The 25,824-nt window shown below is 37.1% G+C and carries 32 protein-coding genes; 17 read left to right on the forward strand and 15 right to left on the reverse strand.

Annotated elements, in window-relative coordinates; all coding sequences use genetic code 11:
- Positions 1-627: 627 nt before the first annotated feature.
- From EHQ43_RS01100 to EHQ43_RS01120, 5 genes are all read right to left on the reverse strand, one after another.
- Positions 628-1,278 carry an HAD family hydrolase gene (locus EHQ43_RS01100; RefSeq protein WP_135742615.1) on the reverse strand — a complete coding sequence of 217 codons (651 nt, stop codon included), beginning with the start codon at positions 1,276-1,278 and terminating at the stop codon, positions 628-630.
- A 280-nt stretch (positions 1,279-1,558) separates the two neighbouring features.
- Entirely contained in the window at positions 1,559-1,963 is a 405-nt protein-coding gene (locus EHQ43_RS01105) for a hypothetical protein (protein ID WP_244242576.1), read from the reverse strand.
- On the reverse strand, positions 1,963-2,346 hold the full coding sequence (locus EHQ43_RS01110; protein WP_244242577.1) for a hypothetical protein: 384 nt from the start codon (positions 2,344-2,346) through the stop codon (positions 1,963-1,965). The genes EHQ43_RS01105 and EHQ43_RS01110 overlap by 1 nt, the downstream gene beginning before the upstream one ends.
- Before the next feature lie 98 nt (positions 2,347-2,444).
- The gene (locus EHQ43_RS01115; protein ID WP_135742613.1) at positions 2,445-3,257 is read right to left on the reverse strand and encodes a ZIP family metal transporter; all 813 of its coding nucleotides are present in this window, start codon (positions 3,255-3,257) and stop codon (positions 2,445-2,447) included.
- Complete coding sequence (locus EHQ43_RS01120; protein WP_135769911.1) at positions 3,258-3,842, reverse strand: DUF6935 domain-containing protein; 585 nt, start codon at positions 3,840-3,842, stop codon at positions 3,258-3,260.
- Between the two features lie 91 nt (positions 3,843-3,933).
- Here EHQ43_RS01120 and EHQ43_RS01125 point away from each other — a divergent pair, with 91 nt between their 5' ends.
- Positions 3,934-4,329, forward strand: coding sequence for an LA_2478/LA_2722/LA_4182 family protein (locus tag EHQ43_RS01125; RefSeq protein WP_135742611.1), 396 nt, complete (start codon positions 3,934-3,936; stop codon positions 4,327-4,329).
- Positions 4,330-4,486: 157 nt separating this feature from the next.
- Here EHQ43_RS01125 and EHQ43_RS01130 read toward each other — a convergent pair whose 3' ends face one another.
- Entirely contained in the window at positions 4,487-5,458 is a 972-nt protein-coding gene (locus EHQ43_RS01130) for an amino acid--tRNA ligase-related protein (protein WP_135753771.1), read from the reverse strand.
- Between the two features lie 12 nt (positions 5,459-5,470).
- Between EHQ43_RS01130 and EHQ43_RS01135 the strand changes: the two genes are divergently transcribed.
- Positions 5,471-5,830 (forward strand): hypothetical protein, encoded by a 360-nt coding sequence (locus tag EHQ43_RS01135; protein ID WP_135742609.1) that lies wholly within the window; start codon positions 5,471-5,473, stop codon positions 5,828-5,830.
- On the opposite strand, the gene EHQ43_RS01140 is transcribed toward EHQ43_RS01135, so the two are convergent.
- Positions 5,799-6,215: a DUF4279 domain-containing protein gene (locus EHQ43_RS01140; RefSeq protein WP_135742608.1), complete on the reverse strand. Its 417-nt coding sequence runs from the start codon at positions 6,213-6,215 to the stop codon at positions 5,799-5,801. The genes EHQ43_RS01135 and EHQ43_RS01140 overlap by 32 nt on opposite strands.
- A gap of 58 nt (positions 6,216-6,273) precedes the next feature.
- Here EHQ43_RS01140 and EHQ43_RS01145 point away from each other — a divergent pair, with 58 nt between their 5' ends.
- The 8 genes from EHQ43_RS01145 (at position 6,274) to EHQ43_RS01180 (ending at position 9,917) form a co-directional block, all read left to right on the forward strand.
- Positions 6,274-6,999 carry a response regulator transcription factor gene (locus EHQ43_RS01145; RefSeq protein WP_012476707.1) on the forward strand — a complete coding sequence of 242 codons (726 nt, stop codon included), beginning with the start codon at positions 6,274-6,276 and terminating at the stop codon, positions 6,997-6,999.
- Positions 7,000-7,007: 8 nt separating this feature from the next.
- On the forward strand, positions 7,008-7,292 hold the full coding sequence (locus EHQ43_RS01150; protein WP_135742607.1) for a DUF883 family protein: 285 nt from the start codon (positions 7,008-7,010) through the stop codon (positions 7,290-7,292).
- Positions 7,293-7,625 (forward strand): LBF_4227 family protein, encoded by a 333-nt coding sequence (locus EHQ43_RS01155; protein ID WP_135742606.1) that lies wholly within the window; start codon positions 7,293-7,295, stop codon positions 7,623-7,625. It begins immediately after the preceding gene.
- Positions 7,626-7,632: 7 nt separating this feature from the next.
- Positions 7,633-7,878, forward strand: a complete 246-nt coding sequence (locus tag EHQ43_RS01160) for a hypothetical protein (RefSeq protein ID WP_135769912.1) — start codon at positions 7,633-7,635, stop codon at positions 7,876-7,878.
- Positions 7,879-7,928: 50 nt separating this feature from the next.
- Entirely contained in the window at positions 7,929-8,258 is a 330-nt protein-coding gene (cutA, locus tag EHQ43_RS01165) for a divalent-cation tolerance protein CutA (protein ID WP_135742604.1), read from the forward strand.
- A gap of 317 nt (positions 8,259-8,575) precedes the next feature.
- Positions 8,576-8,899, forward strand: a complete 324-nt coding sequence (locus EHQ43_RS01170; protein ID WP_135742603.1) for an ArsR/SmtB family transcription factor — start codon at positions 8,576-8,578, stop codon at positions 8,897-8,899.
- Positions 8,900-8,982: 83 nt separating this feature from the next.
- Positions 8,983-9,453: an SRPBCC family protein gene (locus tag EHQ43_RS01175; protein ID WP_135742602.1), complete on the forward strand. Its 471-nt coding sequence runs from the start codon at positions 8,983-8,985 to the stop codon at positions 9,451-9,453.
- Between the two features lie 83 nt (positions 9,454-9,536).
- Positions 9,537-9,917, forward strand: coding sequence for a DoxX family protein (locus EHQ43_RS01180; RefSeq protein WP_135742601.1), 381 nt, complete (start codon positions 9,537-9,539; stop codon positions 9,915-9,917).
- A gap of 184 nt (positions 9,918-10,101) precedes the next feature.
- On the opposite strand, the gene pnuC is transcribed toward EHQ43_RS01180, so the two are convergent.
- From pnuC to queA, 7 genes are all read right to left on the reverse strand, one after another.
- Positions 10,102-10,764, reverse strand: a complete 663-nt coding sequence (pnuC, locus tag EHQ43_RS01185) for a nicotinamide riboside transporter PnuC (protein WP_135769913.1) — start codon at positions 10,762-10,764, stop codon at positions 10,102-10,104.
- A gap of 120 nt (positions 10,765-10,884) precedes the next feature.
- The gene (locus tag EHQ43_RS01190; RefSeq protein ID WP_135742599.1) at positions 10,885-11,565 is read right to left on the reverse strand and encodes a class I SAM-dependent methyltransferase; all 681 of its coding nucleotides are present in this window, start codon (positions 11,563-11,565) and stop codon (positions 10,885-10,887) included.
- On the reverse strand, positions 11,565-12,785 hold the full coding sequence (locus EHQ43_RS01195; protein ID WP_244242579.1) for a hypothetical protein: 1,221 nt from the start codon (positions 12,783-12,785) through the stop codon (positions 11,565-11,567). The genes EHQ43_RS01190 and EHQ43_RS01195 overlap by 1 nt, the downstream gene beginning before the upstream one ends.
- A gap of 54 nt (positions 12,786-12,839) precedes the next feature.
- Entirely contained in the window at positions 12,840-15,095 is a 2,256-nt protein-coding gene (locus EHQ43_RS01200; protein ID WP_135742598.1) for an aconitate hydratase, read from the reverse strand.
- 110 nt (positions 15,096-15,205) lie between these two features.
- Complete coding sequence (locus EHQ43_RS01205; protein ID WP_135769931.1) at positions 15,206-15,736, reverse strand: FlgO family outer membrane protein; 531 nt, start codon at positions 15,734-15,736, stop codon at positions 15,206-15,208.
- A complete protein-coding gene (locus EHQ43_RS01210) occupies positions 15,696-16,715 on the reverse strand; it encodes a hypothetical protein (RefSeq protein WP_135769914.1) in 1,020 nt (339 codons plus the stop codon). Before EHQ43_RS01210 ends, EHQ43_RS01205 begins: the two co-directional genes overlap by 41 nt.
- 52 nt (positions 16,716-16,767) lie before the next feature.
- Positions 16,768-17,808 (reverse strand): tRNA preQ1(34) S-adenosylmethionine ribosyltransferase-isomerase QueA, encoded by a 1,041-nt coding sequence (gene queA / locus EHQ43_RS01215; protein ID WP_135769915.1) that lies wholly within the window; start codon positions 17,806-17,808, stop codon positions 16,768-16,770.
- A gap of 63 nt (positions 17,809-17,871) precedes the next feature.
- On the opposite strand from queA, the gene EHQ43_RS01220 reads away from it, so the two are divergent.
- From EHQ43_RS01220 to EHQ43_RS01250, 7 genes are read left to right on the forward strand one after another with little or no spacing between them, the layout of a single operon-like run.
- Positions 17,872-19,164, forward strand: coding sequence for a glycosyltransferase family 87 protein (locus EHQ43_RS01220; protein ID WP_135769916.1), 1,293 nt, complete (start codon positions 17,872-17,874; stop codon positions 19,162-19,164).
- Positions 19,142-20,236, forward strand: a complete 1,095-nt coding sequence (locus tag EHQ43_RS01225) for a glycosyltransferase family 4 protein (RefSeq protein WP_208730829.1) — start codon at positions 19,142-19,144, stop codon at positions 20,234-20,236. Before EHQ43_RS01220 ends, EHQ43_RS01225 begins: the two co-directional genes overlap by 23 nt.
- Positions 20,233-20,820 carry an LIMLP_18675 family protein gene (locus tag EHQ43_RS01230; protein WP_135769917.1) on the forward strand — a complete coding sequence of 196 codons (588 nt, stop codon included), beginning with the start codon at positions 20,233-20,235 and terminating at the stop codon, positions 20,818-20,820. Before EHQ43_RS01225 ends, EHQ43_RS01230 begins: the two co-directional genes overlap by 4 nt.
- 15 nt (positions 20,821-20,835) lie before the next feature.
- On the forward strand, positions 20,836-22,122 hold the full coding sequence (locus tag EHQ43_RS01235; protein WP_135769918.1) for a hypothetical protein: 1,287 nt from the start codon (positions 20,836-20,838) through the stop codon (positions 22,120-22,122).
- Positions 22,123-22,132: 10 nt separating this feature from the next.
- The gene (locus EHQ43_RS01240) at positions 22,133-23,629 is read left to right on the forward strand and encodes an MBOAT family O-acyltransferase (protein WP_135742592.1); all 1,497 of its coding nucleotides are present in this window, start codon (positions 22,133-22,135) and stop codon (positions 23,627-23,629) included.
- Positions 23,630-23,631: 2 nt separating this feature from the next.
- On the forward strand, positions 23,632-24,777 hold the full coding sequence (locus EHQ43_RS01245; RefSeq protein ID WP_135742591.1) for a hypothetical protein: 1,146 nt from the start codon (positions 23,632-23,634) through the stop codon (positions 24,775-24,777).
- On the forward strand, positions 24,764-25,102 hold the full coding sequence (locus tag EHQ43_RS01250) for a nucleotide pyrophosphohydrolase (RefSeq protein ID WP_135753758.1): 339 nt from the start codon (positions 24,764-24,766) through the stop codon (positions 25,100-25,102). Before EHQ43_RS01245 ends, EHQ43_RS01250 begins: the two co-directional genes overlap by 14 nt.
- Here EHQ43_RS01250 and EHQ43_RS01255 read toward each other — a convergent pair.
- Entirely contained in the window at positions 25,099-25,824 is a 726-nt protein-coding gene (locus EHQ43_RS01255; protein ID WP_135769919.1) for a hypothetical protein, read from the reverse strand. The two genes, EHQ43_RS01250 and EHQ43_RS01255, sit on opposite strands and share 4 nt — an antisense overlap.

A 25,824-nucleotide genomic window follows, 5' to 3' on the forward strand; every position in this document is an offset into this window, starting at 1 on the left:
GACAAATACTCGAAAGGTTCCCTCCTTGTTTCGATGCAAATTGAGACAAGGGAGAATTTTTGGCTGTTTCAAAAGCAGCGAAACAATAATACAAAGACATTTTATTTGGCCACAGTCATATGTGATTTTAAAGAAATCTTGCTTTTTAAAGGAGCTTATCATATGTTAGTTGAGAGCCATTCTACCCATTCACGACCGCGGTATCGGCTCCATTATCTCCTTTCGGAAATGATTTCCACAAGGAAAGTCAGTTCATCGTTTCAAACATAGATCAGAGATTCGTGTTCACTGCGGATTGAACGCAAGTGCAGATAACTTAATTGGATCTAGTTAAGAGAATACACCGATTTTGAAATGATTTTTCGAAATGGAGTTTTGAATAATACGAATCATATTCATCAGGTTTAAGCCATTGTGAATGAATAATATCTCTGGTATCATAGTAAGAATCGGGCAATGGTTGTGACAGCTTGTGATAACATATCGTTTACCGAATTTTACTTTCCGATGTAACCTAACCATTTGGTTCCAACGGGATGTTCGGGACTAGTCAGTAACCTACGAAATTAAGACGAATGTCAGAAAGGAAATTTGGCGTCGTCCGAACTGGTATTGGCCGTCGCAAAATTAAACTTTCACCAATTCAAAAATTTTTTTATCTCTAAAGTTATTGATAATTAAATCAGCTTGAGTAAGATCTTGATTTCCAGAATTGGGATTATAATAAGCTATACAAAACATATTAGCAGCTTTTGCGGCTTTAATACCATTTGTACTATCTTCAATCACAACACAATGATCAACATTACATTCAAAGTATTCAGATACTTTTAAGAATATATCAGGATTCGGTTTTCCCAAAACAACATCTTCTCCACTAATAATGAAATCGAAATATTCAGAAATTTTGAGTTTGCTAAGAATTAAATTAATATTCTTTCTTAGAGAAGATGATGCGAGAGCTATCTTACATTGTTTCATTTTCAAGAAGTCTAAGAAATCAATTAAATATTCGGTAGGTTTCAAATCCAAACTTGATAGAGTTTTAAACTTCAATTCTTTTTCTAATTCAATATAATACTCGATATCATCTTTTAGTTTAAATTCTGATTTTAAAAAATTCCAAAAGATTTTTGCAGATATACCGACATAGTTTTGATGTATATGAATAGGCAAATTAATTCCAAGTTCATGAAACCATTTTTGGTTCATATCCAAGTAAATTTTTTCGCTGTCTAGAATAACACCATCCATATCAAAAATAAATAAATTCTTCATTTTCTAAATTTGAATAAATCCTAGCTTTTGTATAAAGTTTTTTTTATTACGGAGCATAACAAGAAAATCACAGCGAACAATCTATTTATCATTTGATAAATTGATTGTTACAAACGGGATATCCTTTGCCATAGGAACTCGTGTTTCAATGATCGTTTCTTAAGTCTTGGAATTTGTTCCCACTTTAAAAACTAAACTCTACACGGGGATGGTCACCTGGATTACCAGTCGACCGACCGATCTCCAATTGTTCCTTTCCAATCAATCATTCAAGCCCCATTCACTCCACAACCAACCCTTCTATAATGATGGTCCGCCGAGAGTACAAAGCACGATTAGAAGCAAAAAGAACTTGTGCCCCAGTTGTTAAGGTACGAATCACAGAATCTGCCACATTTTCTTTGGATTCAATCCGAAGGTTCACAATCTTTTTCGCATTCGGAAGTTCCGCTCGGAAAATATCATCTAACTGGAGTGTGTCGATAGATTGTGTATCAAACAAATACCAGGAAAGTTTTACCTCGATCCGAAACGGTCGGTATTTTTCGTTTGGTTCAAGTTCATTGGAAAAACTAACAGGGATTTTGGTATCGGCCAATTCATATTGGTAGGTTGCACAACTTACGAGTGTGAGTGAAAATATAAATAAAAACAGTATGTTCAAACGATTGATTTGAGTTTGCATTAGTTGCCACCTTTGTTCGAAGCATAGAGATTCCCACGCATGTGGACAGTATAAGGCCGAACAATACCGACTGTAATCAAATCATATATCCCATCCATAAATTCGTATTCTTCTGTGATTTTTAAATCTCCAATATGCGCATTGGGATATTTCAAATAAATTTCAGAAAGGAATTCATCCAAACTTTGGTCACGTACATTGGATAGGCCCCAAAATAAATATACACGAGTGTAAGTAAAATTGAAGGATTGGATTTTTTGGTATCCTTCTTCTTTGGTATACCCATTCATTCGAACTTTTTGTTTCCCCCAAGTTTGGTAATACGATGTATTCGCACATTGGAAAAAAAGGAATAGAAGACAAAAAAGTAATTTATGTTTCATAAATCTCACTTCATAAAAATAGAATCAAATCTAACATTAGCTGATACCTATTATCTAACCTATAGATACATTTGACAAGCGTTAACCAAAACTATTTTTCAACCAAGCCCCACATCAAGTGCCATCATGAGCACAAAACCAAACATAGCCCCAAGGGTTGACATTTCCGTTTCTTTGCCCGTATGGGATTCGGGAATGAGTTCCTCCACCACCACAAAAATCATCGCACCAGCGGCAAATGATAAAGCAAACGGAAGGATACTCTCTACATAAAACACAAGCGCCGCACCGAGAAGTCCTCCTATTGGCTCCACAAAACCTGATAATTGCCCATACCAAAAACTTTTTTTGGCACTAAAACCTTCGCGTAACAAAGGGATAGATACGGCAGCTCCTTCGGGGATGTTTTGAATCCCAATCCCAAAAGCAACGACCATTGCTGCCATCAGTGCTTCATATGTGAATCCGTCACCTAAGGCACCAAAGGCGACACCGACCGCCAGCCCTTCAGGGATATTATGTAAGGTGATAGCAAGGATGAGTAATAAACTCCTTTGGAAAGATGACTTACCTCCTTCTAAACGATTTTCTTCTAAACCAACATGTAAGTGGGGTAGGAGTTTGTGGAGGGCATACAAACTAAGTCCACCTGACAAAAATCCAAGGCTCACATGGAACCATGCAGTTTGTCCTGCGTTTTCCGAAAGTTCAATAGAAGGGAGTAAAAGTGACCAAAAACTGGCAGCGATCATAATGCCTGAAGCAAACCCAAGCATCGCGTTAAACACAGGCCTTGGCACAGTGCGAAAGAAGAACACAAAACCAGCACCAAAAGCTGTGCAAAACCAAGTGAAACCAGTGGCAAGGAGTGCCAAAACCACTGGGTGGAGAGAAAGTAAATCAACAAACATCTATTTGGCGGGCATCATCCCTACAAACAAAGAACTCATTTCCTTGACGCGCCAAAGTCCATCAGCATCCTTTTCCACAGAAACTGGTCTGTAACTCGACGCTCCCTTTGTTGCCACGAAGAGTTTGAGTTTCCCCGAGGTTTCATCTCCGGAGTATGGGTTGGTAAATGTTTCAACAGTAAGAGGTAAACTCGGCGTATAACCGTTAGATGGTTCTGCCCCTTTCCAATACCCGTTTGGCAACATTTTGTATTTGTCAAGTTGGCCAAGTAAGTAGGCATCACTCCCTCCTAAATCCACTCCGTCCACGGCCGTTGGTTTATTAGACTTTTGTCTATTTTTCGAGAGAACGGAAAGTACAACTGCCTTCCTACCGAGTTCTGGGTTTTTCCCGTACATCGAAATGGCAAGGACTAAGACGGCCGCAGCACCTTCAGGTGTGTTAGCCGTTGCCATTTGGATGGTTTTAAACTCTTCTATGGTACTTGGTTCCGATGAAAAACTGACAGGTTTGCGTTCTGTCAAATTTTGAGCCACAAGGGAAACTGTAAATGAGACAAGGAGAATGGATACGATTCGTTTCATGGGCGAAAATCTTACTTTGTCTGGTTACCGATGCAATCCTTTTTCTAAATTTTTTTCTTTACCAAATGAATCTTGGCACTACGATTCCTTTATGAAAAAAATTTTAACTTTGGTTTTAATCCTTTCCCCACTTCTTCTCACCTCACAGACATTAAAGGATGCAAAAGAATTCCAAGCACTCTCCAAAAAAATGTGTGCCAAAACCTCTGAATGTATGAAAGAAAAATTAAAAGACCTTCCTCCTGAACAACGGAAAATGATCGAATCACAATTTGTGAATGGCAATGTCTGTGAATCACGATACAAACAATACGTAGTGGAAGGCCAAAAACCTGCATCCAATGAAAAACCAACTAAAAAACTCACCAAACAAGACATCGAAGACATGAAACAATGTGCAAAAGAAATGGCGGCTTTTTCTTGTGCTGATTTGGAGGAAGGGAAAGTACCTTCTGCTTGTGAAAAATTCCAATCCGAAGAGGAGTAAAGAACCCAATTTTTTTTTCTAATTGGAGTCATGAAGTTGTCATAGGATTCTCATTCCATTGGCAACTTTTTGATTTTTCGTTCGATCGATCTTTCCCAATCTTTCGAACAGGTTGCCGATCAAAATGACTTAAGGCTCACAAGTAAACCATTGTATACTACATTTCCATCCAGTACGGACTCACATCGCTTAAACTTTTTTTCCCCGTGAGTTTCAAAGCCAATCGGTCCATTCCAATTGAGATCCCCGAACAATTGGGAAATCCATTCCCTAAAGCAGTGACAAAATCTTCATCAATGGGAAATACATCTTTGCCCAATTTGGCACGTAACATTTGTTCTTCTTTAAATCGTTTGCGTTGTTCTTCGGGGTCATTCAATTCATAAAAAGCATTCGCAAGTTCCAATCCATCCCAATAAATTTCAAATCGTTTGGCAACTCCCGAATCAATCCGTGCAAGGGCCGCACATTGCGGCGGGTAATCATATAAAAAAACAATTCCATCACCTAATTTTGGCTCAATACAATTCAAGAAGACCAAAAAGAATAAATCTTCGTATTGCCAGTTTTCTAATTCCTCGTTAGGTGTGGCTGTTAATTTGAGTTTGGTGATGGTCTTAATTAAATTTTCTTTTTCAAACCCATGCCCAAGGTGGATGTGGAATACTTCCTTCACACTAAAATGCCGAATCCATCCAGGTTTGGAAATTTGGTTTTGGTGTTTTGGAATCCCCACAGAGAAGATGAGTTCTCGTAGAAATTTTTCGATAAAATGACGCAAAACCACATCATCCATCCCTTCTGCATAGAGTTCTAACATCAGAAATTCTTTTGTATGGTAGGAACTCCCCACTTCGCCAGATCTGTAAGTATGAGCGAGTTCAAAGATACGAGATAGACCCGTCGCCAACATTTGTTTTAAGCTGTATTCAGGTGAAGTGATGAGGTAACCTTTTTCTTTCCCAGAAGGAGACATGACTTCAAAAGGATCCAAGTATGGTTCCATTCCAACGATAGGTTTTAGTGTCGGTGTATCCACTTCCATAAAATCATTCCTTACCAATATTTCCCTTACAGTTTGTAAAAGTTTGGAACGAAAAATGAGTGTATCTTTTGGTAAAACGTGCAAAGCTAACCTCCGATGGCAAAAAAAACAAAATACCTAAATGTAAGGGAAATCCAAAACGCTTATGAAATTGTCATCTCTTCCAAAGAAGTCCATGCCGAAATGGAAGAAGAATTGGACTCGGTGATGCATATGTTATTTTTCCAAACAAGATCCCATATCCAAATGGACCTGTCGAATTTACCATACCTTCCGATCACCCTTCTCACAAAACTATTGAATATGGCACGGGACCTTCGTATGAAAAAAAGAGTCATGGTGTTAAATGGACTCACCGCTTCCAGTTACCATTACCTAAAACGGTTTGGTCTCAATCGACTTGTGTTCCCGAGTGGGGCCATCCTCAGGGAGTCTCACCGAGATCCCAGGGGATAATCTCCAACTGCACTCCCATTTCACCTAACAAAAGCATCGTACGTTTGTCGAGTGTGACCCCTTTTGTAAATTCGGATGCAAATTCAACGGAGACGTAAATCGTAGAATCGAAGTTTTCAGTGAACTCCTTCAGTTCTTTTCGAACAGGTCCCAGTGATTTGAGGATGTCCCAAATATGATCTTGCGCAGAGAACTCTGGCCCTAACTTAGAATTGAGCTGCCAATGACTCGGAATTGTCATATTTTCGATGTCTTTCACATCCCCACCGTGGTAATAGTCAGGTTTGATGCCTAATTTTTCCGTTACTTCCAAGGGACGAAGCCTTGTCCCACTGATGGCAAACATCGCCCACGATTTTAGTTCTCTTTGTGTTCCCAATTCCATTTTTTACTTTTTTTTTCTACTACAAGAACCAAATTGAGAAAGAACTCAAGGGAAAAACATGAAAAATATTTTGGTAATTGAGGACGATCCGGACATCGGGAACCTAATCCGGAAATCTCTCGATTCAGCTCACTACACCACCTCCGTTTTTGAAAATGGCGAAGATGGATTGAAATTTTATAAATCCAATCACCCTGATTTGGTGATTCTTGACCTTTCACTTCCAGACATTGATGGAATGGAAATCTGCCGAAGCATTCGTAAATCGGACGAAAGTACTCCCATTTTTATCCTCTCTGCAAGAACAGAAGAAATAGATCGAATCATGGGACTCGAGTTAGGTGCTGATGATTATATCACAAAACCTTTTTCCGTTCGTGAACTCAAAACCCGTGTGGATGTTTTCTTTCGCAGATGGGATAAAAAAATTGGGATCAAACCAAATGTGGGCCAAGCGGGTGAAATCATTCGTGGAGCCTTAAAGATTGATTCCATCCGTCGTCGTGTGACATTAAACGAAAACATCATCAACATCTCACGTAAAGAATTCGACATTTTACAACTGCTCGCTGGTTCTCCAGGCAAAGTTTTTTCTCGTGAAATGATTTTGGAATCTGTTTGGGGAGTGGAATGGGATGGATTTGAAAGGATGATCGACAGCCATATCAAACGCATTCGTTCCAAACTGGAAAAAAATTCCGCACAACCAGAATGGATTGAAACTATTTGGGGAATTGGATACCGATTCACAGACAATTTTGAAAACATTGTAGTGCCAGATTAACAGACGTTATGGAAGAAGCAAAAAAAGATAAGTCTCTCATCGACGAAATTAAGTTGTATGAGAAAAAAGCCAAGGAAATTGAACAAAGAGCCAAGGAGAAGTATATGGAACAAGTAAGTGACATCAAACAAAAGTTAGGAAAAGCAAGCGAAGAAGCTTCCATCCGAGCAAAAGAAGTGATTGATAATGTGGGAACATATGTAAAAGAAAACCCACAAAAAGCTGCTGTGATTGGATTTGGTGTCGGACTTGGTCTTGGACTTGCCCTCGGTTGGTTTTTTAAGAAGAAATAATTGGACGAAAGACACTCTAAACACCGCAAAAAAGGTGGTTTAAAAGCCACCTTCGAAGAATTCATCGCCAAACTCGTATCTTATGCCGAAGTGATAGTGATTTATCTGCAAAAAAACGTACAGTTTTATGTGCAAAAATTTGTTAAAAAATCAGTTTGGGTCTTCACTGCTCTCACACTCATTTTCCTTGGGCTTATGTACACTTCGTACGGAATTTTTCTAAGCATACAAAAATTTATCGCTGCAGGAGATCCCATCCTTGCCAGTTTCGGAACAGGTTTTGGATTTCTAGTGTTCGCTATTCTCTTTTTATCGTTAGTATTTCGTAAGTAACTAAAATATGGTGTTCAATCCCTTCCAAGACCACAACCGTTACCTCGACAAAGATCCAAAGGACATGACCTTGTCCGAATTACGGATGTTACTCAAAATCAAACGAATGGACTTACATCTCGGCTGGAATGAATTAGAAGGCAAAATCAAATTTTGGCAACGGGTAGCACGTTCCCTTCGTGAATCGGGAATCATAGACAAAGCGAAAGAAGGAATCCAAAGTTATTTGCAAAAGGACTCACCAAAAGAATAAGGAATCCCCACTCCCTTGCCGATCCTAGTAAAAACAAAACAGGGAATCAGATGGCATCGGAAGAAATTTTAGTATTTACCACAATTGGCGACCGAGACATGGCAGAAGAACATATTTCTGAAATGTTGGAACAAGGAATCATCATATCAGGCACCATCTTTCCGGAAGTGGAACTTGTATACCTTTGGGAAGGCAAAATCACGGTTGATACCGAAAATAAAATCCTATTCAAAGCAAAGGCAGACAAATACGAAGCTATCGAAGCTTATATTATGAAACACCACCCTTACATGGCACCAGAAATCATCAGGATGGATGTAAGTTTTGGTAGCCCCGCCTACAAAGCGTTTGTTGCTGACAAAATCAAAAAAAATTCGTAAATCCACTTATTGGTTTGATCCTGTAATAAAATAACCACCAACATGTGGCATCCATATCCTCAAACTTCTCAATGGAATCGATCTAGCGTTCATTTCGTACGGTAAATTCATCGTTTCCATAGGGCTTGGCATGGGCGCCTCGGATGGGTCCTTTCCAAATAAGGCATAGTAAAACCGACCGGGCTACTCCGGGGTCCGCTCCGCTCCCGTCCTAGTTGGCATTGGCCTTCTAGGACCAAGCCCTCCATATCCCTGACGCAGAGAAAATTTGTGTTGCCAAATGACTACATATAATTGATTAGTCAAATGGCTACACAATGGATTTACGAAGAGATGTATTTCAAGCAATTGCAGACCCTACAAGGCGGGCCATCCTCCTCCTTGTGGCAACCCAGTCTATGACAGCAGGCGCCATTGCTTCCCAATTTGATTCCAAACGACCGACTATTTCCAAACACTTACTCATCCTAACAGAATGTGAACTCCTCAAACGAGAACCTATTGGCCGCGAAATGCACTACCATCTTAACCCAAATAAGATGAAAGAGATTGCAGACTTCATTGCACCTTTCCAAAAGCTCTGGGACGACCGTTTTAACAAATTGGAAACCGTGATGAAACAGTACAAACGTAAGTCATAATGGAACAAAACAAACGAAAAGATTAGGTGACACATTGATGAAAACAAACAAATTCCAAAACCGTTATCTAAAAGGGATCTACCATGGAACTTAAAACAAAAGTGATCGCAGAAAACAACAAACAAGAATTAACGATTGAACGTGAGTTTGATTTACCAGCTTCTTTGGTTTATTTAGCTCATACTGAACCAGAACTCATTGAACAATGGATGGGAAATAAAGTCCTACAATTTGAAAAACGAAACCATGGAAGTTATCAATTTGAAACCAAATCGCAAGAAGGAATGGTTCTCTTCCGAGCCAATGGAGTTTTGTTAAACCTTATCGAGAATCAAAGTTTTGTCAGAACTTTTGAAATGGAAAACACTGGATTTCCCATCCAACTTGAATTTTTTACTTTTGAGTCGATTTCCGAAACCAAATCGAAACTAAAAATGCATATCATCTATAAGTCCGTGGAACAGAGGGATCAAATATTAAAAATGCCATTTGCAAAAGGGATCAATATGGCACATGATCGACTGGAGGAAGTTGTATCAAAATCAATGCCGTAATGAGAGCACCCTTACTCTAGTAAGACAAAAATTGGCGATCAATGTGAAGCTTCATAAATGAAATAAATGATTAGGAGAATAAAATGTCAGAGAAAACAAAAAAAATTCTATATTGGTTCTTTACCCTTTGGTTGTCGCTTGGTATGGTATCAACAGCGATTGTCCAACTTTTGAAACTTCCAGAAGAAGTGGAAAAAATTAACCAATTGGGTTACCCTACCTACTTTCTTACCATGTTAGGTGTGTGGAAACTATTGGGTGTGGTCGCTGTACTCGCTCCCAAATTCGTTTTACTCAAAGAATGGGCGTATGCTGGTTTTTTCTTTGCCATGTCAGGTGCTGCCATCTCCCACATTAGCTGTGGCCATCCCATACCCGAAATTTTACCTTCGGTTTTACTTTTAAGCCTAACAGTGATTTCTTGGTACTTACGACCTGAAAATCGTAAGGTCAAAGGGAAATGAATGATCAAGTTAGGTTGCTTACGAACTTGATCAATTGATTGATCAATCAACAAACCGTTAGGTCGTGGTTAAGAGAAATTAAATGGTACAAATGCAAAGCAAAAGTTTTATATGATGGATGAGAGAATCGCAGTGCGTCAAGGATTTCAAATCTTAAATTTTATTTGTATTGTGCCATTGTTCTTTATCTTTTTTGGTTCACTAGGTATTCCTGATACCAATGCCAAGAGCCATAAAATGCGATGAGAAGAAATACCACATATTCTATTGTCACAAATGGGATTCCCTTTAAGTGGTAGAGAACAATACAAACTAGATCGACGAACACCCATAAAAACCAAGATTCCAGCTTCCTTTGGGCAAGTAACAAATTGGCGAATATACTTGCCACAGTGGTAAAGGCATCCCAATACAAAAAGTCAGGTGGTTTTACAAATAAACTGGGGAACCAACCTGGTAGTTGTTTTGTGAACTGGCCAAGACCAAAAGTTCCAAACACAAGGCATACTATTAAGATCAGATTTTTTTCTTTGCCAAGAGAAACAATTTTCGTAAAGGAACCTGTTCGTTTTCTCCAGATGACCCAACCATAAATACTCGATCCAAAAAAATAGATCTGTAACAACATATCAGAATACAATTGGATTTGGAAAAATAAAAAGAAAAAACAAATGGAGTTAAAAATACCAATGGGCCAAGTTAAAATATGATTCCTGGAAGCCAAATACACACAAACAAGACCAGAAGTGGTACCTATAAATTCAAGTAACGATAAAGGATACCCAAACAATTCTATCATTGTAAATTCTAAAGACAAGGATTGTTTCAAAAGAAGGAAAACTGTCATCAATTTCTAGTCTCTAAAGTGAATTCTCACGAATTATTTCCAAACCAACGAAATGGTTTCGAATTTGGTTTTAAAATGTATAAATTTTGTGAATCGGGGTAACATCACTCACTTTGTATTTCAATCGATTCGAAAAAAATCTTCCTTAAACCCTTTATCTCCAAGCCATTTACTTTGCAAAAGATTATAACCGACGATTTCGAAGTCTCTTGCTATCCACTTCCTATACTTTTTTTTGGTTCGAGAAAACGCATATGGATCAACAAAAGACATTTCCTGTTTCATAACAGCATAATCTTCATTCGTTGGAACAGTGAAGTATAAGTAATTACAATACTTTGCCATCTTTTCTAATACAAAAGGGATTTGGTTTTCTGGCAAATATTGGATGACTGAATTACAAATACCAAGCTCCACAGGTTCTTTTTCTAATTTTGGTAAAACTAGTGTTTCCAGTGATTCATGATAAATGTGAAACTTATCGGATCGTTTGACCCAATCCTTTTTTTTCAATTCCTCAAATGCTTCTTTGGATGCATCCACAGCAAATACTTTGACGGGAGAAAAGGCTTTTACCATCTCACGGAGTAAAATCCCCTTTCCAAACCCAAAGTCTGCGATTTTATATACTGGAATTTCCATCAGTTGGAAAAGAGACTTTAAGTATTCCGCATGTTGTTTGGCATTATAGGATCCATCAACATCAAGCCCATTCCCATAAATCTCTGACCAGTATTCCGATCCAAACTCTTTGCCATTTTTCCCAAGCCCAACAGGTTTTGCTTTCAAAAATCGTTTCATTAGAATTGAACTCCTAAACTTTGGAGTTCCCGAATCATTTCTTTGATGTACTTTGGATCCTTAGTTAACTCGTCTACTTCCTTTTGGTAGGCTTTTGTGACCATTTGGTTGTCCAACTTCACTCGTTTTAAATATACATCCAAAGATTCTTTTGTGATTTTACTCGATGGGAAATCTGCCATCAATGGATGAGAAAAAAATCTTTGTCTAATCGCATCTTCTAATTCCCGAATTTTGGATTTGATGATCCCAACAAACCGTTTGATCGAAGTATCATGGAAGGAAACATTCGTTTGTTGGTTGGGGATGAGTTCATCCACTTGTAATTTGATCTCTAATATTTCTGCGATGTTCATATTATCTCTCGCACCCGAGAGTTTTGTCATCAGTTTGGCTTTTTTCTCTCGTAAGATTGGATCTTGTTCTTTGTCAGGGTGGATGAGTTTTGCTAAATTTTTGAATAATGTATTGATATCTGTACTCAACAAACGTTCTGCTTCTAGTTGTTTTTTTTCTTTCTCCATTTGGGCTTTTGATTTTCGTTTGTCTTTGGATCCCGATTGAGACTTTCTAAAATACTCAGCCCGGTATTCTTCATACTTTTCACGAAAATCTCGGTATTTTTCTTCGTGAGACTCTCTCTCTTCCTCCGAATCAAATTGTGTGCGATTAAAATCATCCAAATCTATATCCACACCGAACGTTTGTTTGATGCGCGATTCCATTTGGTTTTTATACCGAATTCGTTCCATTTTCTCAAATTTGGTTTCTAACTGATCACGAAATGGGTTATAAAATTCAGGATCTTCTGTCAAATTATCGTTACAAATATCCAATAAATACCTTCGTAAAAACTCTCTTTGCATTTTACCAAAAGATAGTTTTTCTTCCAGTAATATGGAACACATGAGTTCAAATCGTTCACGTTCCAATTGTTTTTGTTTGTTCAATTCTGGTAAAACTACACTAAGATATGTTTCATTCACCAATTGGAATAAAGGTTCAATCTCTTTGGATCGATCCAACGTTTCTTTGTGTTTACGCAAAGCATCGTTGAATTCTTTTTGAGCTTTGGTTTGGTTGGAAGATTCTCCTGACCAAACCATTTCTTCTTCATAGGAAGTTTTTTCAACTGAGGTTTTCGTTTGGTTAGAATTCGTTTTTTTTATCGTAGATTTTGGTTTTGATGATGAATTACTTTTGGGTTTAGAAGTTGGCATGAAAAGGAGTGACTTGCCAGAAAAACTCTGGCAAGTGTTTCATAGAATTTTTTGTTACGCTTTCATCAAGTTCAAGGCAGCACCTGCTTTGAACCATTCGATTTGTTGCGCATTGTAAGTATGGTTTACTTGGATCTCGTCTTTTTTCCCATCTTTGTGGTTGAGAACGAGTGTGAGTGCCTTACCTTCTTGGAAACTTGTTAAACCATTGATGTCGATCGAATCATCTTCTTGGATTTTATCGTAATCATCTTTGTTTGCAAAGGTCAATGCCAGCATCCCTTGTTTTTTCAAGTTTGTCTCGTGGATCCGAGCAAATGATTTCACAAGGACAGCTCTCACTCCCAAATGTCTTGGTTCCATGGCTGCATGTTCTCTTGAAGAACCTTCTCCATAGTTTTCATCACCTACCACAATGGATCCAATGCCTTGTGCTTTGTAAGCTCTTTGGGTTTGCGGAACAGGTTCATAATTCCCAGTGATTTGGTTTTTCACTTCATTGGTTTTGCCATTGAAGAAGTTGGTCGCACCAATGAGAAGGTTATTGGAGATATTGTCCAAGTGGCCGCGGAATTTTAACCAAGGACCTGCCATTGAAATATGGTCCGTTGTACATTTTCCTTTTGCTTTGATAAGGAGTTTCAAACCTTTGAGGTCTGTTCCTTCCCAAGCCTTGAATGGTGCTAAAAGTTGGAGCCTTGTCGAACTTGGATCTACAATCACTTGGACACCAGATCCGTCAGCCGCAGGAGCAACATAACCTGCATCTTCCACCGCAAACCCTTTTTTGGGAAGTTCTTCCCCAGTAGGTGGGTCAAGTTTTACCTTTTCCCCTTTTTCGTTGGTGAGAGTGTCAGTGAGAGGATTGAATCCTAAATCACCTGCAATGGCAAGCGCTGTTGTGATCTCAGGAGATGCAACAAAGGCATACGTGTTTGGGTTACCATCTTGGCGAGCTTGGAAGTTACGATTGAAGGAGTGAACAATTGTGTTTTTTTCCTTTTTCTCTGCACCCACGCGAGACCACATCCCGATACAAGGACCACAAGCATTCGAAAATACTTTTGCTCCAATTTGGTTGAAGGTATCAATGAATCCATCTCTTTGGATTGTGTATCGAACAAGTTCCGATCCAGGAGTGATGGTAAATTCCGCTTTGGTTTTGAGACCTTTGGAAGCTACTTGTTTGGCAAGTGAAGCGGCACGAGAGATGTCTTCGTAAGAAGAGTTCGTACAAGATCCGATGAGACCCACTTCCACTTTGAGAGGCCAACCATTCTTGGCCGCCTCTTCTTTCATTTTTGAAATGGGAGTCGCAAGGTCTGGTGTGAACGGTCCATTGACATATGGCTCAAGAGTGTCGAGATCAATTTCAATCACTTGGTCAAAGTATTTTGCTGGGTCAGCATAAACTTCTGGGTCTGCTGTAAGATGTGCTTTGTATTTGTTAGCAAGGTCTGCCACATCACTTCTGTTAGTGGATCGTAAGTAACGCTCCATAGAAGCATCATATCCAAATGTAGAAGTGGTAGCTCCAATTTCAGCACCCATGTTACAGATTGTACCTTTTCCAGTACAAGAAAGAGCTTCAGCTCCTGGTCCAAAGTATTCTACAATAGCTCCCGTTCCACCTTTCACAGTGAGAATCCCTGCAACTTTTAAAATCACATCTTTTGCTGATGTCCAACCATTGAGTTTACCTGTGAGTTTGACACCGATAGCTTTTGGCCATTTGAGTTCCCAAGGGAGACCCGCCATCACATCACAAGCGTCAGCTCCGCCCACCCCAATTGCAACCATTCCAAGCCCACCAGCATTCACTGTATGGGAGTCGGTTCCTATCATCATACCACCCGGGAATGCATAGTTTTCTAAAACTACTTGGTGGATGATACCAGCGCCTGGTTTCCAGAACCCAATTCCATATTTATTGGAAACGGAAGATAAAAAATCATAAACTTCTTTGTTTTCAGTGACCGCAATGCCAAGGTCTTTTCCTGATTCTTCTTTTGCTGTGATTAAGTGGTCACAGTGAACGGTGGAAGGCACTGCCACTTTTTTTCGGCCAGCTTGCATGAACTGCAAAAGCGCCATTTGTGCTGTTGCATCTTGCATCGCCACTCGGTCTGGTGCAAAGTCAACGTAGTCAGCACCACGTCCAAAACTTTTGGATGGATTTCCGTCCCAAAGGTGGTTGTATAAAATCTTTTCTGTGAGAGTGAGGGGTCGACCCACAATCTTCCTGGCTTGTGTGATGGCCGCTTCCATTTTGGAATAACGAGCCGCGATCATTTCTATATCAAATGCCATCTGAACCTCTTATACCTATCAGACCGCAGGAAAAAAGGGAATCAATCGAAAATTAAACTACAGAACTTAAAATCAGTAAAATTGGAAATTTTGACGAATTGGAAAGGTGATCAACCATCAATACGGACATAAACCTCATCGGCTTTAAGGATGAGTCCTGTTTTGATTTCGATCAGTCTTGTATTGACAAAAACACCGTCTTGGTAAGGGGTCACAATCCCTGTGATGATGACTCCAACTTTCAATACTTCACCTATTTTACGCAAGGTGGCAGTGTCCGTTGGTGAATCCAAACTTAGACCTGCTTCCTTTAAAACCTTTTGGTTTGCCAACCGATCTAAGATAAGAAATCGATCTTTTTTGACAAGTTCGGTTGTGAGTTTTTCGGCAAGGATCTCGCCGTAAGGGCTTTTTTTCCCTTCATTATCAAGGAAAGTCAAAACAACGAGCCTTTCTGGTTGGAAATAAAATCCTTTTTCAGATAAGGAAACTGCCAATTGTTCTAAGGGTGGGATTGATGGTTTTTTAGGTTTGGTTTCTCTCTCTTCCCCCAAGTAACAAGCGCTAAAGATTCCCATCAATAATACTAAGGCAAATATTCTAAAATGCAAGTTCCATCCCAAGCGAAGTAACATATTCATAAAACGATTTTCCATTAAATGTATTCCCTACCATATATCCACCAGGGACTCCATATAAAACGCCGTCTTTATAAAATTGATTTTGGAAGTTGAGAAAAAACGTAGTTTTTTGATTTCCTGGGTGTTTTCCACGAAAGGAAGCAGAAAAGGTTTCAGGGGATCTTCCGTTTTGGTCCCTGACTCGGAGTAGAGGGTCATTAAAAACATTAAATATTTGGTTCCCTAAGTAAAGGGAATAATTTTTCGAAGGTCCTAAAAAGAAGATCAAACCTAAAGATGCAATATCTTGGGCCGGCACAAACCCGATTTGTCCATTGGAAGCACTTGGCCTTTGGTTCACGTAATTGTATTTTACATTGAGTTGGATTTTATCACTGCCGAAAAAAAAAGAAAACTTTCCACCTTCTGCTCCATAAGAAGAAACAGGGTTTTCTGTTTTAACATTATAAACTGAGGTTTGCACCTTAAGGAATTGTGATGCCGAAAAACTTCCTTGGTATTCGTAAAGTTGTTTTGGATCGTATAACGTGCGCTTGTTTGCCTCTAACTGGCGAAAAATCATATTCGTGGAAGGATGTGTAGAAGTTGACAAAAAGAATTGTGAAAGTGCTGGTTCCCCACTCTGTTTTGCATCGATCACAGAAAAACTAACTGGAGAAAAATCAGAGTCAAATTTAGAATAAGAGTAAGAAAAATTGCTACGTATGTTCCCTCGTTTTGAAGGGTTACCGAATTTCTCTAAAGAAAAAAAAACAAAACTTTCTTTAGGAGATTCTGAAAATTCCGAACGTTTTGTATTCCCTAAAAATCGATCAGAATCAATGAATAAATCAGAAGTTTTTTTTTCAACTAACTGTGGTTTTGTTGTATTTTCCAATTTTTTGACTTGGTTTTCTTGGATGGGTGCCAAAGCCACCACGGCGAGAAGACCAAATCCAGAAATTAATGAGACAAAAACAGAAGCTTGTGGGGAGTTCATAAAGAAACTGTAGAAACATATTTCCTAATCTAAAAGACATGTAAAGATATTTTTAAAATAAGAACATCGAGTCACCGTAGGAATAAAAACGAAAGTGGTTCTGTAATGCATACTGATAAGAATTCATCACGAGTCGACTATTAGCAAAGGCACTAACGAGTAACAACAAACTTGATTTTGGCAAATGAAAGTTTGTGATCAGTCCTTGTACGGATTGAATATTGTCCCCTGGCGACAAAAATATGTCAGTTTGACTTACGCCTACCTTATATTTCTGTTGTTGAGAATCAAATACAGTTTCGAGTACACGAAGAGAAGTAGTTCCAATCGCAATGATCCGACGCCCTTCTTTTTTTGCAGTGTTCAATCGAATGGAAGATTCTTCTGTGATTTCATATTTTTCTTTGTGTAATGTTTTAGTATGCCACTGTTCGGCGGTTAAAGGACGAAATGTCCCATAACCTACTTGGAGATTGACCGGTACAAATTCGATTCCAAACTGGACAAGTTCTGCTCTTAGGGAATCTGTAAAATGTAATCCTGCGGTTGGTGCGGCAACAGAACCCGATTTTTTTGCAAAGATGGTTTGGTAACGATTTTTATCCTCTTCGATAACCTTCCGTTTCAAATATGGTGGGATGGGTATGGTTCCAAAAACTTCAAAGTCTTCGTCACGAACCAAACGTATAGAACGTAAGCGGGACAATTCATCAAGTTTTCCTTCATAAACAAATTGAAATTCAGCGAAACCAACTGGCGAAAGTATTTCACCTAACTTTAATTTTGCTCTATTTTTCAAGATACAAGCCCAACTGGAAGGATCGTTGTCTATGGTTTCCAAAAAAATTGCTTCATGGATGCGACCTGAATCCACTTGTAAATAGACTCTTCGGTAGGATACTTTCGTCTCATTGTAAACGAGCACATCACCAGGGCGTAACCAGTTCCGTATATCCCGAAAAAATGGTGCTTCCACAAAAGTCTCATTGGCTCTGTTTACAATCAGTAACCGCGATTCATCCCTATTTTTAGCGGGAAAACGAGCAATTTGTTCATCTGGTAAATGAAAATCAAATTGATTTAAAAAATCCATCTTGGAATCACCTTAGGAAAACCTTGTCAATTAACCAGAAATATTGGGAATGGTAGGAGAACTATGTGGAAATTTTTAGAACCAATAGAAAGACAAGGAAAATGGATCCTTGCTGTTCTTTTTTTATTCCTTTTGGTTACGTCGGTCAGCCGTTCCCAACAAAAATCAGATTTTTTGGACTATTACCATGCGAGTGAACGTTGGTCTAGTGGGGATAATTTATATCGCTTTGATGTCGCATTCGAACTACAATCCAAAATCAAAACTGCCGAGGATTTGTTCAAACCAGAAAACCTTCCACTTCTTATGTCGTTACAAAACGAAACTGCCACTTATATTTACCCTCCACTCTTTTCGTTTTTACTCATTCCCATTACATTTTTATCTGAAAACAATGCTGCTTTACTTTTTGAAATTTTAAGTTGGATTTCATTACTTGCCATTTTCTATTTACTCTTTCAAAACAAAGAACTCAATTCACAAAATCAAAAAATTGCTTATTTACTATTAATTGTTACATTCGTTTTCAATTTTAGATTCATTGAAAGCCATATACAAAACAACCAAGTTGGAATCATTCTTATATTACTTGTGTTAGTTGCCATTTTGGTAAAAAACGATATTTTGGGAGGTTTTCTCCTAGCTCTAGCTGTTAGTATCAAAATCACACCTCTCGTGTTTCTTTTTGTATTTTTATATGATAAAAAATACATTAGAATCATTTGGTTTTTTGTAGGTTTATTTCTTTGGAATGCACTCCCACTCTTATACCAATGGGATTATACAATACAAATGTCAAAGGAATGGAATTCACAAATCCTTGGGAACGCTCTTAACAATCCACTCCTACGATCTTGGAAAAACAACCAATCGCTCTCTTCCACATTGGCAAAGTATTTTGTTTCTGGTGCTGACTTCATCAACCAACCAACGTATGGATTACCATTCATCAATTTAACGCTTGTAACACTAAAATCCATTCAATTGGTATTTGTTTTGGTGTTTGGGTTTCCACTTCTCCTATTATGGAAAAAACCAAATGAGCGTTGGTCAATTATTTCATTATTATTTTTGATCTCTGCATTATTTAGTGGGATAAGTTGGATTCATAGTTTTATCATTTGTTTGGTTCCTGTTTATTTCATTCTAAACAAAGTGATATCGGAAGAAAAAAATAGAAAACAGATTTACGTTTTGTTTTTTATTTTAAGCTTACCACTTCTTACCCACCGTACTTTTGTCGGACAAAAAATAGAATCTTTACTCTCAATGTATTCGATACTTTTTTATTCCACAAGTTTATTGTATTTTTATATCGTTAGGTTTGCCCTCCATGAAAACAAAAATCGGAATTGATGTCAGACCACTTGCTTATGGAATGACAGGGAATTCTCGTTATCTAGCGGAAGTTCTAAAAGTTATACTACCAAAATATAAAAACAAAGAATTTTATTTTTTAAGCCACAAACCACTCCATCCAGTATTTAATGATTTAATCTACCCAAACGTTCATTTGGTGATCGAATCAAAGCCAATTCCCGGACCAATCTATTTAAATTTGATTTTGCCGAAAAGACTCAAACAAAACAAAATAGATGTTTTTTGGGGGACCATTCAAATGTTACCCTTTTTTAAATTACCAATCCCAAGTTATGTAAACTATCATGATTTAAATTTTATTTCGGCTCCAGAGACAATGGCGAAATGGAATTATTGGCAACACAAACTGTTATCTCCTGTGACTCTCAAAAATGCAGATAAAATCTTTTGTTTATCGAAAAATACAAAAGAAGAAATCATCGAATTTCGCCCTAAATATAAAGATAAATGTATAGTGGTATACCCAGGTGTTGCCAAAACAAAAACCAATTTGTCTGCATTAACCGTCAAATTTCCAAAAGATTTTTTTCTAACAGTTGGAACTTTAGAACCTAGAAAAAATATCAATCGCATAGTAGATGCTTTTATAAATTTCAAAAAAAATCATCCAAAGGATAAACACTCACTCCTTATTATGGGAAGAAAAGGATGGGGAGAAGAAGGAGATATCCTTTACCAAAAGTTAAACGACCCTATCACCAAATCCACTGGCATCCATTTTATCGAAAATCCAAATGAAAACACCTTGGCTTTAGCTTTCAAAAATTGTAAGGCATTCTTTTTCCCATCTCTCCACGAAGGATTTGGATTACCTTTACTAGAAGCAATGCTCGAAGGTAAACGGTGTGTTGCATCTGACATCCCAGTATTCAAAGAAATCTTATCTGAAAAATGTGATTTGTATGTGCCGGCAAAAGACACAAGTGCATGGACAAATGCATTTCAAATTTTGTCTGGCCCCACAAAGGATCGTGTGCCAAAATTCCCTTCTCAGATGTGGACTTGGCAAGAAACTGCTAAAAAAATTGAAGAGGTTCTATTTTTATGAAACAACTCCAGAAATTACTTTCAAAATGGAAAGAATACAAATTCAAGAAAGAGGTTTCTTATTTTGGAACTTCTCTTTATGATGAATTACAATTAAACCCACTCCCTTCCCTATTGCTCATCATTGCGACGGCATCATTCTTTTATTTCAGCTTACCCTATGTTTATTATTTAGGTAATTTTTTCTTTTGGTTTGTAGGAGTATTAGAAATCACCAAAGTATTAAAAATTCCTTTCTTGGATGAATTAAGATATTACCATTACTTATCAGTTTTTGTTTATTTTTATATATCCACTTCTCTTCTAATAGACGTTAGCCGATTGTTATCAAAATGGAACAAACGAACGGTTTTAGTCAAAAACGAACTTTGGCAAATATGCCATTCTGGCTTTGGGAAAAAACTAAGCCAATATTCACTAGATACAAAAGAACTCTCACTTACTTATGAACACGGTGGGCTTAGTGATTATTTTGGTTTGAATCGACTCATTTGGCAAAAAGATGGGATTGAGTTGTTTTCTTCTCCCTATTTTTTCCCTTATCGAAAAAACAAAATGATCATCAACCGAATACTCAAACGTTAAATAGGTAAATTTTTTTTGAAAAAGCTTATCATTTTCTTTTTGCTTTTGGGATTGTTTTTGTTCAATCTTAGGTATCTATCACGAGCCTTTGATTGGGATTCCTGCGTATATGCATTAAACATCCAAAAAGATCGAATTGAATCTGCCTTTTTTAACCCTCACCATCTTGGATTTGAATCTTCAGGTCTTTTATATTGGAAAATGATACGGTTAATTTATCCTACAACAGACATTATGTTCTTTTTAAGACTGAGAATCTTAAGTTTTTCTCTTTTTTTCTTAGGTGCATTCATTTGGATTTATTACAAATTATATAAAGATTTTATTCTTGCGATTGTCCTTGCTTTAGTCATCCAAGTAAGCCAAGCATATTGGTTTTATAGCTTACACAATGACACACCTCTCATTCACTCTTGTCTTATGGCTTTGTTGTTTTTGTTCACTGTTTATTTTTTACGAAATGGACTGAATAGAAAACAATTGTTGATATTATGGTCAATACAACTTTTCTCAATTTATTTCCACCAATCAAATGTAATCCATTTCGGAATGGTCCCGATGGCAATTTTTCTATCACCAAACCGAAGTTTGGGAAAAAAACTTAGGATCATCTTTATCTATTTAACTTGCCTAGGACTTGCAACCATCTTCTCGTATTTATTTGTTGGATTTGTAATCTTAAAAAGAGGATTAGGCCCTATTGATGAAAAACATTTTTCCTTTTGGATGTTTTTGTATGCGGCCATCAATCGTTGGGGAACGAGTCTCGGCGAAGAAAAAAATTATGTATTGTACTTTTATCGCGGAATTGGTGATGCCTTCCTTGTATTTCAAAATGTGGTCCCTAAATTTCGAGTGAATCTTTTTGATTTCCAAAACCCCAAACACTTACCCTATAATTTGAATCTTTTGTTCTGGATTTTTAGTTTGAGTTTAGGAATTTTGAATTTCCGTACAATGTGGGCTAAATACAAACAAGAAATTTTGATTCTAATTTTTTGGTTAATTCCATCCATTGGATTTTATACTTGGTGGGAAGGTTATTTTTTTGAATTTTGGGTTGGAACAACAATTGGACTCTGGATACTCAATTCCTTCATACTCAACTCTTACCGTAACAATCTATTTCCATTATTTTCGAACTCAATTTTACATACAACTTACTCATTTCTTTTTATCTTTTATTTTCTTACGAATTTTACATTTTCTACTCTTCCAAGATCCATTGGACCAAAGTTTGGTTATACTGAAGGGATCCAAGGACCTGTTGAAAAATTAGCAGAAGAATCAATCTACAAATAGGATAAACATAATGTTATTTAACTCTTTGGAATTTTTAGTTTTCTTTTTATTCACAATCATAACAGGGAATCTTTTAAAAAATAAATGGCAAAGATTATTTTTCCTTTTTGCTAGTTACTATTTTTATATGGCATGGCAACCATCGTCAATTTCTTGTTCGGCGATGGCAGATTCTGGGTTAAAATACTTTACAGATAGACTATACTGTGATTTAAAAATTAACCCTTATGTTTTCATTTTAATATTCTCTACGATCATTGATTATTTTGCTGCGAGAGCTATCGAAGCAAAACAGGACGGTGATTCTCAGAGGGGATGGTTACTTGTCTTATCTCTCGTTGTCAATTTAGGAACTTTAGGATTCTTTAAATACACTGATTTTTTATTAGGAGTTATAAACGATATCCATCTACTCGGTAGCTTCCAATTTGAAAAACAAAACATTATATTACCCGTCGGAATTTCATTTTATACATTTCAATCAATGAGTTATACGATTGATGTTTACAATCGTAAGATTGAAGCTCGGAAATCATTCTTAGACTTCGCATTGTATGTTGCTTTTTTCCCACAATTAGTAGCAGGCCCCATTGTGCGCGCCGAGACATTTTTCCGCGACCTTGATTATCGTTTGAGCGTACATAAGGAACATATAGAAGCTGCATTTGCATTAATTTTAATTGGTTTTACAAGGAAAATAGTTTTCGCCGACAATTTAGCAAAAGTTGTGGATTCCACTTTCGCCAATTATCAAAATTTGAATTCTATTGAGATCTGGACCGGAGCGCTTGCGTTTGGTTGGCAAATTTATTTTGATTTTGCTGGTTATACTGACATAGCAATTGGTGTAGCACGTTTATTTGGATTTCAATTTAATGCTAATTTTAATTTCCCAATGTCTTGTAAAAATATTTCAGACCATTGGTCACGATGGCATATCTCTTTTTCTACATGGATTCGAGATTACATTTATATCCCGCTAGGTGGTTCACGGGTTAGCCTTCTGATGTATATCAGAAATATTATGATCACGTGGTTGTTTGCTGGACTTTGGCATGGCGCAGCTTACCATTATGTTGGTTGGGGTATTTGGCAAGGGACAATGTTACTCACACATAAATTCTATGGTGACACTTCTGTTTCCAAATTTTTGAACCAAAAGGGTGGCAGAACATATGATATATTTTCTCGAATCTTTACTATGTTTTGTTTGGCATTTGGATTTATCATGTTCAGAGCAGAAACGATGGAAAAAGCAATTCCTATGATGAAGGCGCTTGTATTCATAAATGATTCAGGAGCGCCTATCACACGTTGGATGAACTATCGATTCGGTATTTTACTAGTGATTTGTTTTACTGCTAGTTATGTTTTTTCAAAAAGGCAAATCCCTACTCTTCTAACAGGAAATTGGATGAAATATTCAATTTTTGTGATCGTTAATATTTTATTATTATTATTATTTGGGGTAACAGAAAGTCAGAACTTCCTCTACTTTCAATTCTAATTATGAGCCTAACAAAAGAAACGATTCTATTTTTAAAAGACAAGAAGTTTGTCACTGCCATTCTTTTCCTTCTTCTCTTTGAATTGGTATTACAATTAGGTATTTATAAACCTTATTTAAAAAAGAACTCCTATGCATCCAATATCAATAGAGTAACAGAACACGTTATTTCCAAAAAAAATGTTCTTGAGCCAGATATTTTGATTGTAGGTACTTCTGTTGCGTTTGAAGGGATCAGCATACGAATTTTAAATGAAAACTTAAAAAAATTAGGTTTCAAAACACAATCAATTGCAGTTAGAGGATCCGAATTAGTTGTCCAACATAGAATTTTAGAAGAATACCTAGACCAATTCCCAAATGTAAAAATCATTCTTCATGTCATGGAACCAGGAATGCCTTGGGTTGATCGAAATTATGTTGTCGATCCTACATTAGCAATGTTATCGGAACTAGGTAATTTTAAGGCAATACCAACGGTAATCGATTTTGAATATAAATTAAATTTTTCAAATTACCTTTATCTTATTTTTAAATCTGTGGCGTATCGAAAAGATATGTCTGACTTGGTGATCAATCTTAATGAAAGATTAAAGGCAATCTCAAGAAAAAATAAAAACCCAAATCAAAATCCTTGGGATTATGAAAATGACCATCCAGAGTCAATTGATGAATACAATTTAACAAGTGTTGATGATTGTATGAATCGATTAGCGTTGCATCTTCCAATTGAAATTCCAAAAGGCTCGAATCCAGATCACAGAAGAATGTTATTTGAAACCTGTGGAATTGCAAGTATTGTTCCCAAAGATTCAGATGCTACTGAAGACACAAAAAGGTATTTCAGAAGATTGACCAAGATGTATGACTTTATTGGCAAACGAAAAATCCATATAATCAATGTTTTCGCACCATACTCTGATGTAATTAGAAAAGTAAACAATGAAGGAAGAATGAAAGTTTGGAGAGATGGATTAACGGAAGCACTAAAAACCTATCAGCCATTAGATGAAATGGACTTACAAGATTCTCTAGGTGACAAAAATGGCAAATATTGTTTTGATTTGATTCATCTTAACCAACAAGGGATGATTGAATTTTCGAATATACTTTCCAAAGAATTGGAGAAAAAACTTGGAACCAAGTGAAATTACACTTAATCAATTACAAAACGAAGTAAATGATTGGATCCAAACAATTGGTGTACGTTATTTTTCTGAGTTAACCAATTTGGCAATCCTTATGGAAGAAGTCGGCGAATTGTCAAGGTTAATGGCAAGAAAATATGGGGACCAATCTTTCAAATCAGGTGAGTCTGCTGAACAAATCCCCGGAGAAATCGGAGACATCTTATTTGTATTAACTTGCCTTGCCAATCAAATGGGAATTTCACTCCAAGATTCAATAACAGCCACCTTACAGAAAAATACGAAACGTGATTTTAATCGTCACAAAAACAATCCAAAACTTTAGATTTTAAATTCAGCTGTATGGATAGGTATCCCAGCTTCTTTTCGTATGGCATTCCAATATGCGGATAAGTGCGCAGGATGCGAATTCATATCTGAGATACAATATTCAAACTTTTGTCTAAAAACAGAATCTTTATCTAAATAGTTCTCATATTCCTCATATTCATCTAACATTGTTTGGAAAAATTTTTTCTGACCTTCGAAATCATAATCTTCTCGAAAGAACATATATGCGTGGGCCAAATCATGGAGTAAATGTTCAAAGGCATCTCTTTTCCCTTCAACGAGTGTTCCATTTAATGCATGTTCCCAACTAATCGTAGCATAACGAATGCCTTTACTCTGCGTTTCCAACATTTCTAAAGAACTTGGATTGAAATTTATGAGTTGAATATTCCATTCACCGATATGCCACTTCCAAAGTGCATATCTAACAGTATCAGGCATTCCATAAAAGCGAACCAATTCTAAAAACTCTTTCGAAGAGTTCCGATTGGGTAACTTTTGTCCCATCCTTAAAAACGGATGTCTTTTAACCCTACGTTCTAAATACAATAATACAATTTGATATGTAACTTCGCTTCCTGAAAGTGTACCAGTTTCCCATTTGACTTTGATCTCTGAGAGTTTGGAAGTAAGTTCTAAAGCTTCGTTTGGAAGTAATGATTCAGGGATACAAATTTTTTTGAACGATCCATAAATCCTACCATTTTCATGAGGCAT

Origin of the sequence: Leptospira bouyouniensis (assembly GCF_004769525.1) — a bacterium.
In the GTDB taxonomy this organism is placed as follows: domain Bacteria; phylum Spirochaetota; class Leptospiria; order Leptospirales; family Leptospiraceae; genus Leptospira_A; species Leptospira_A bouyouniensis.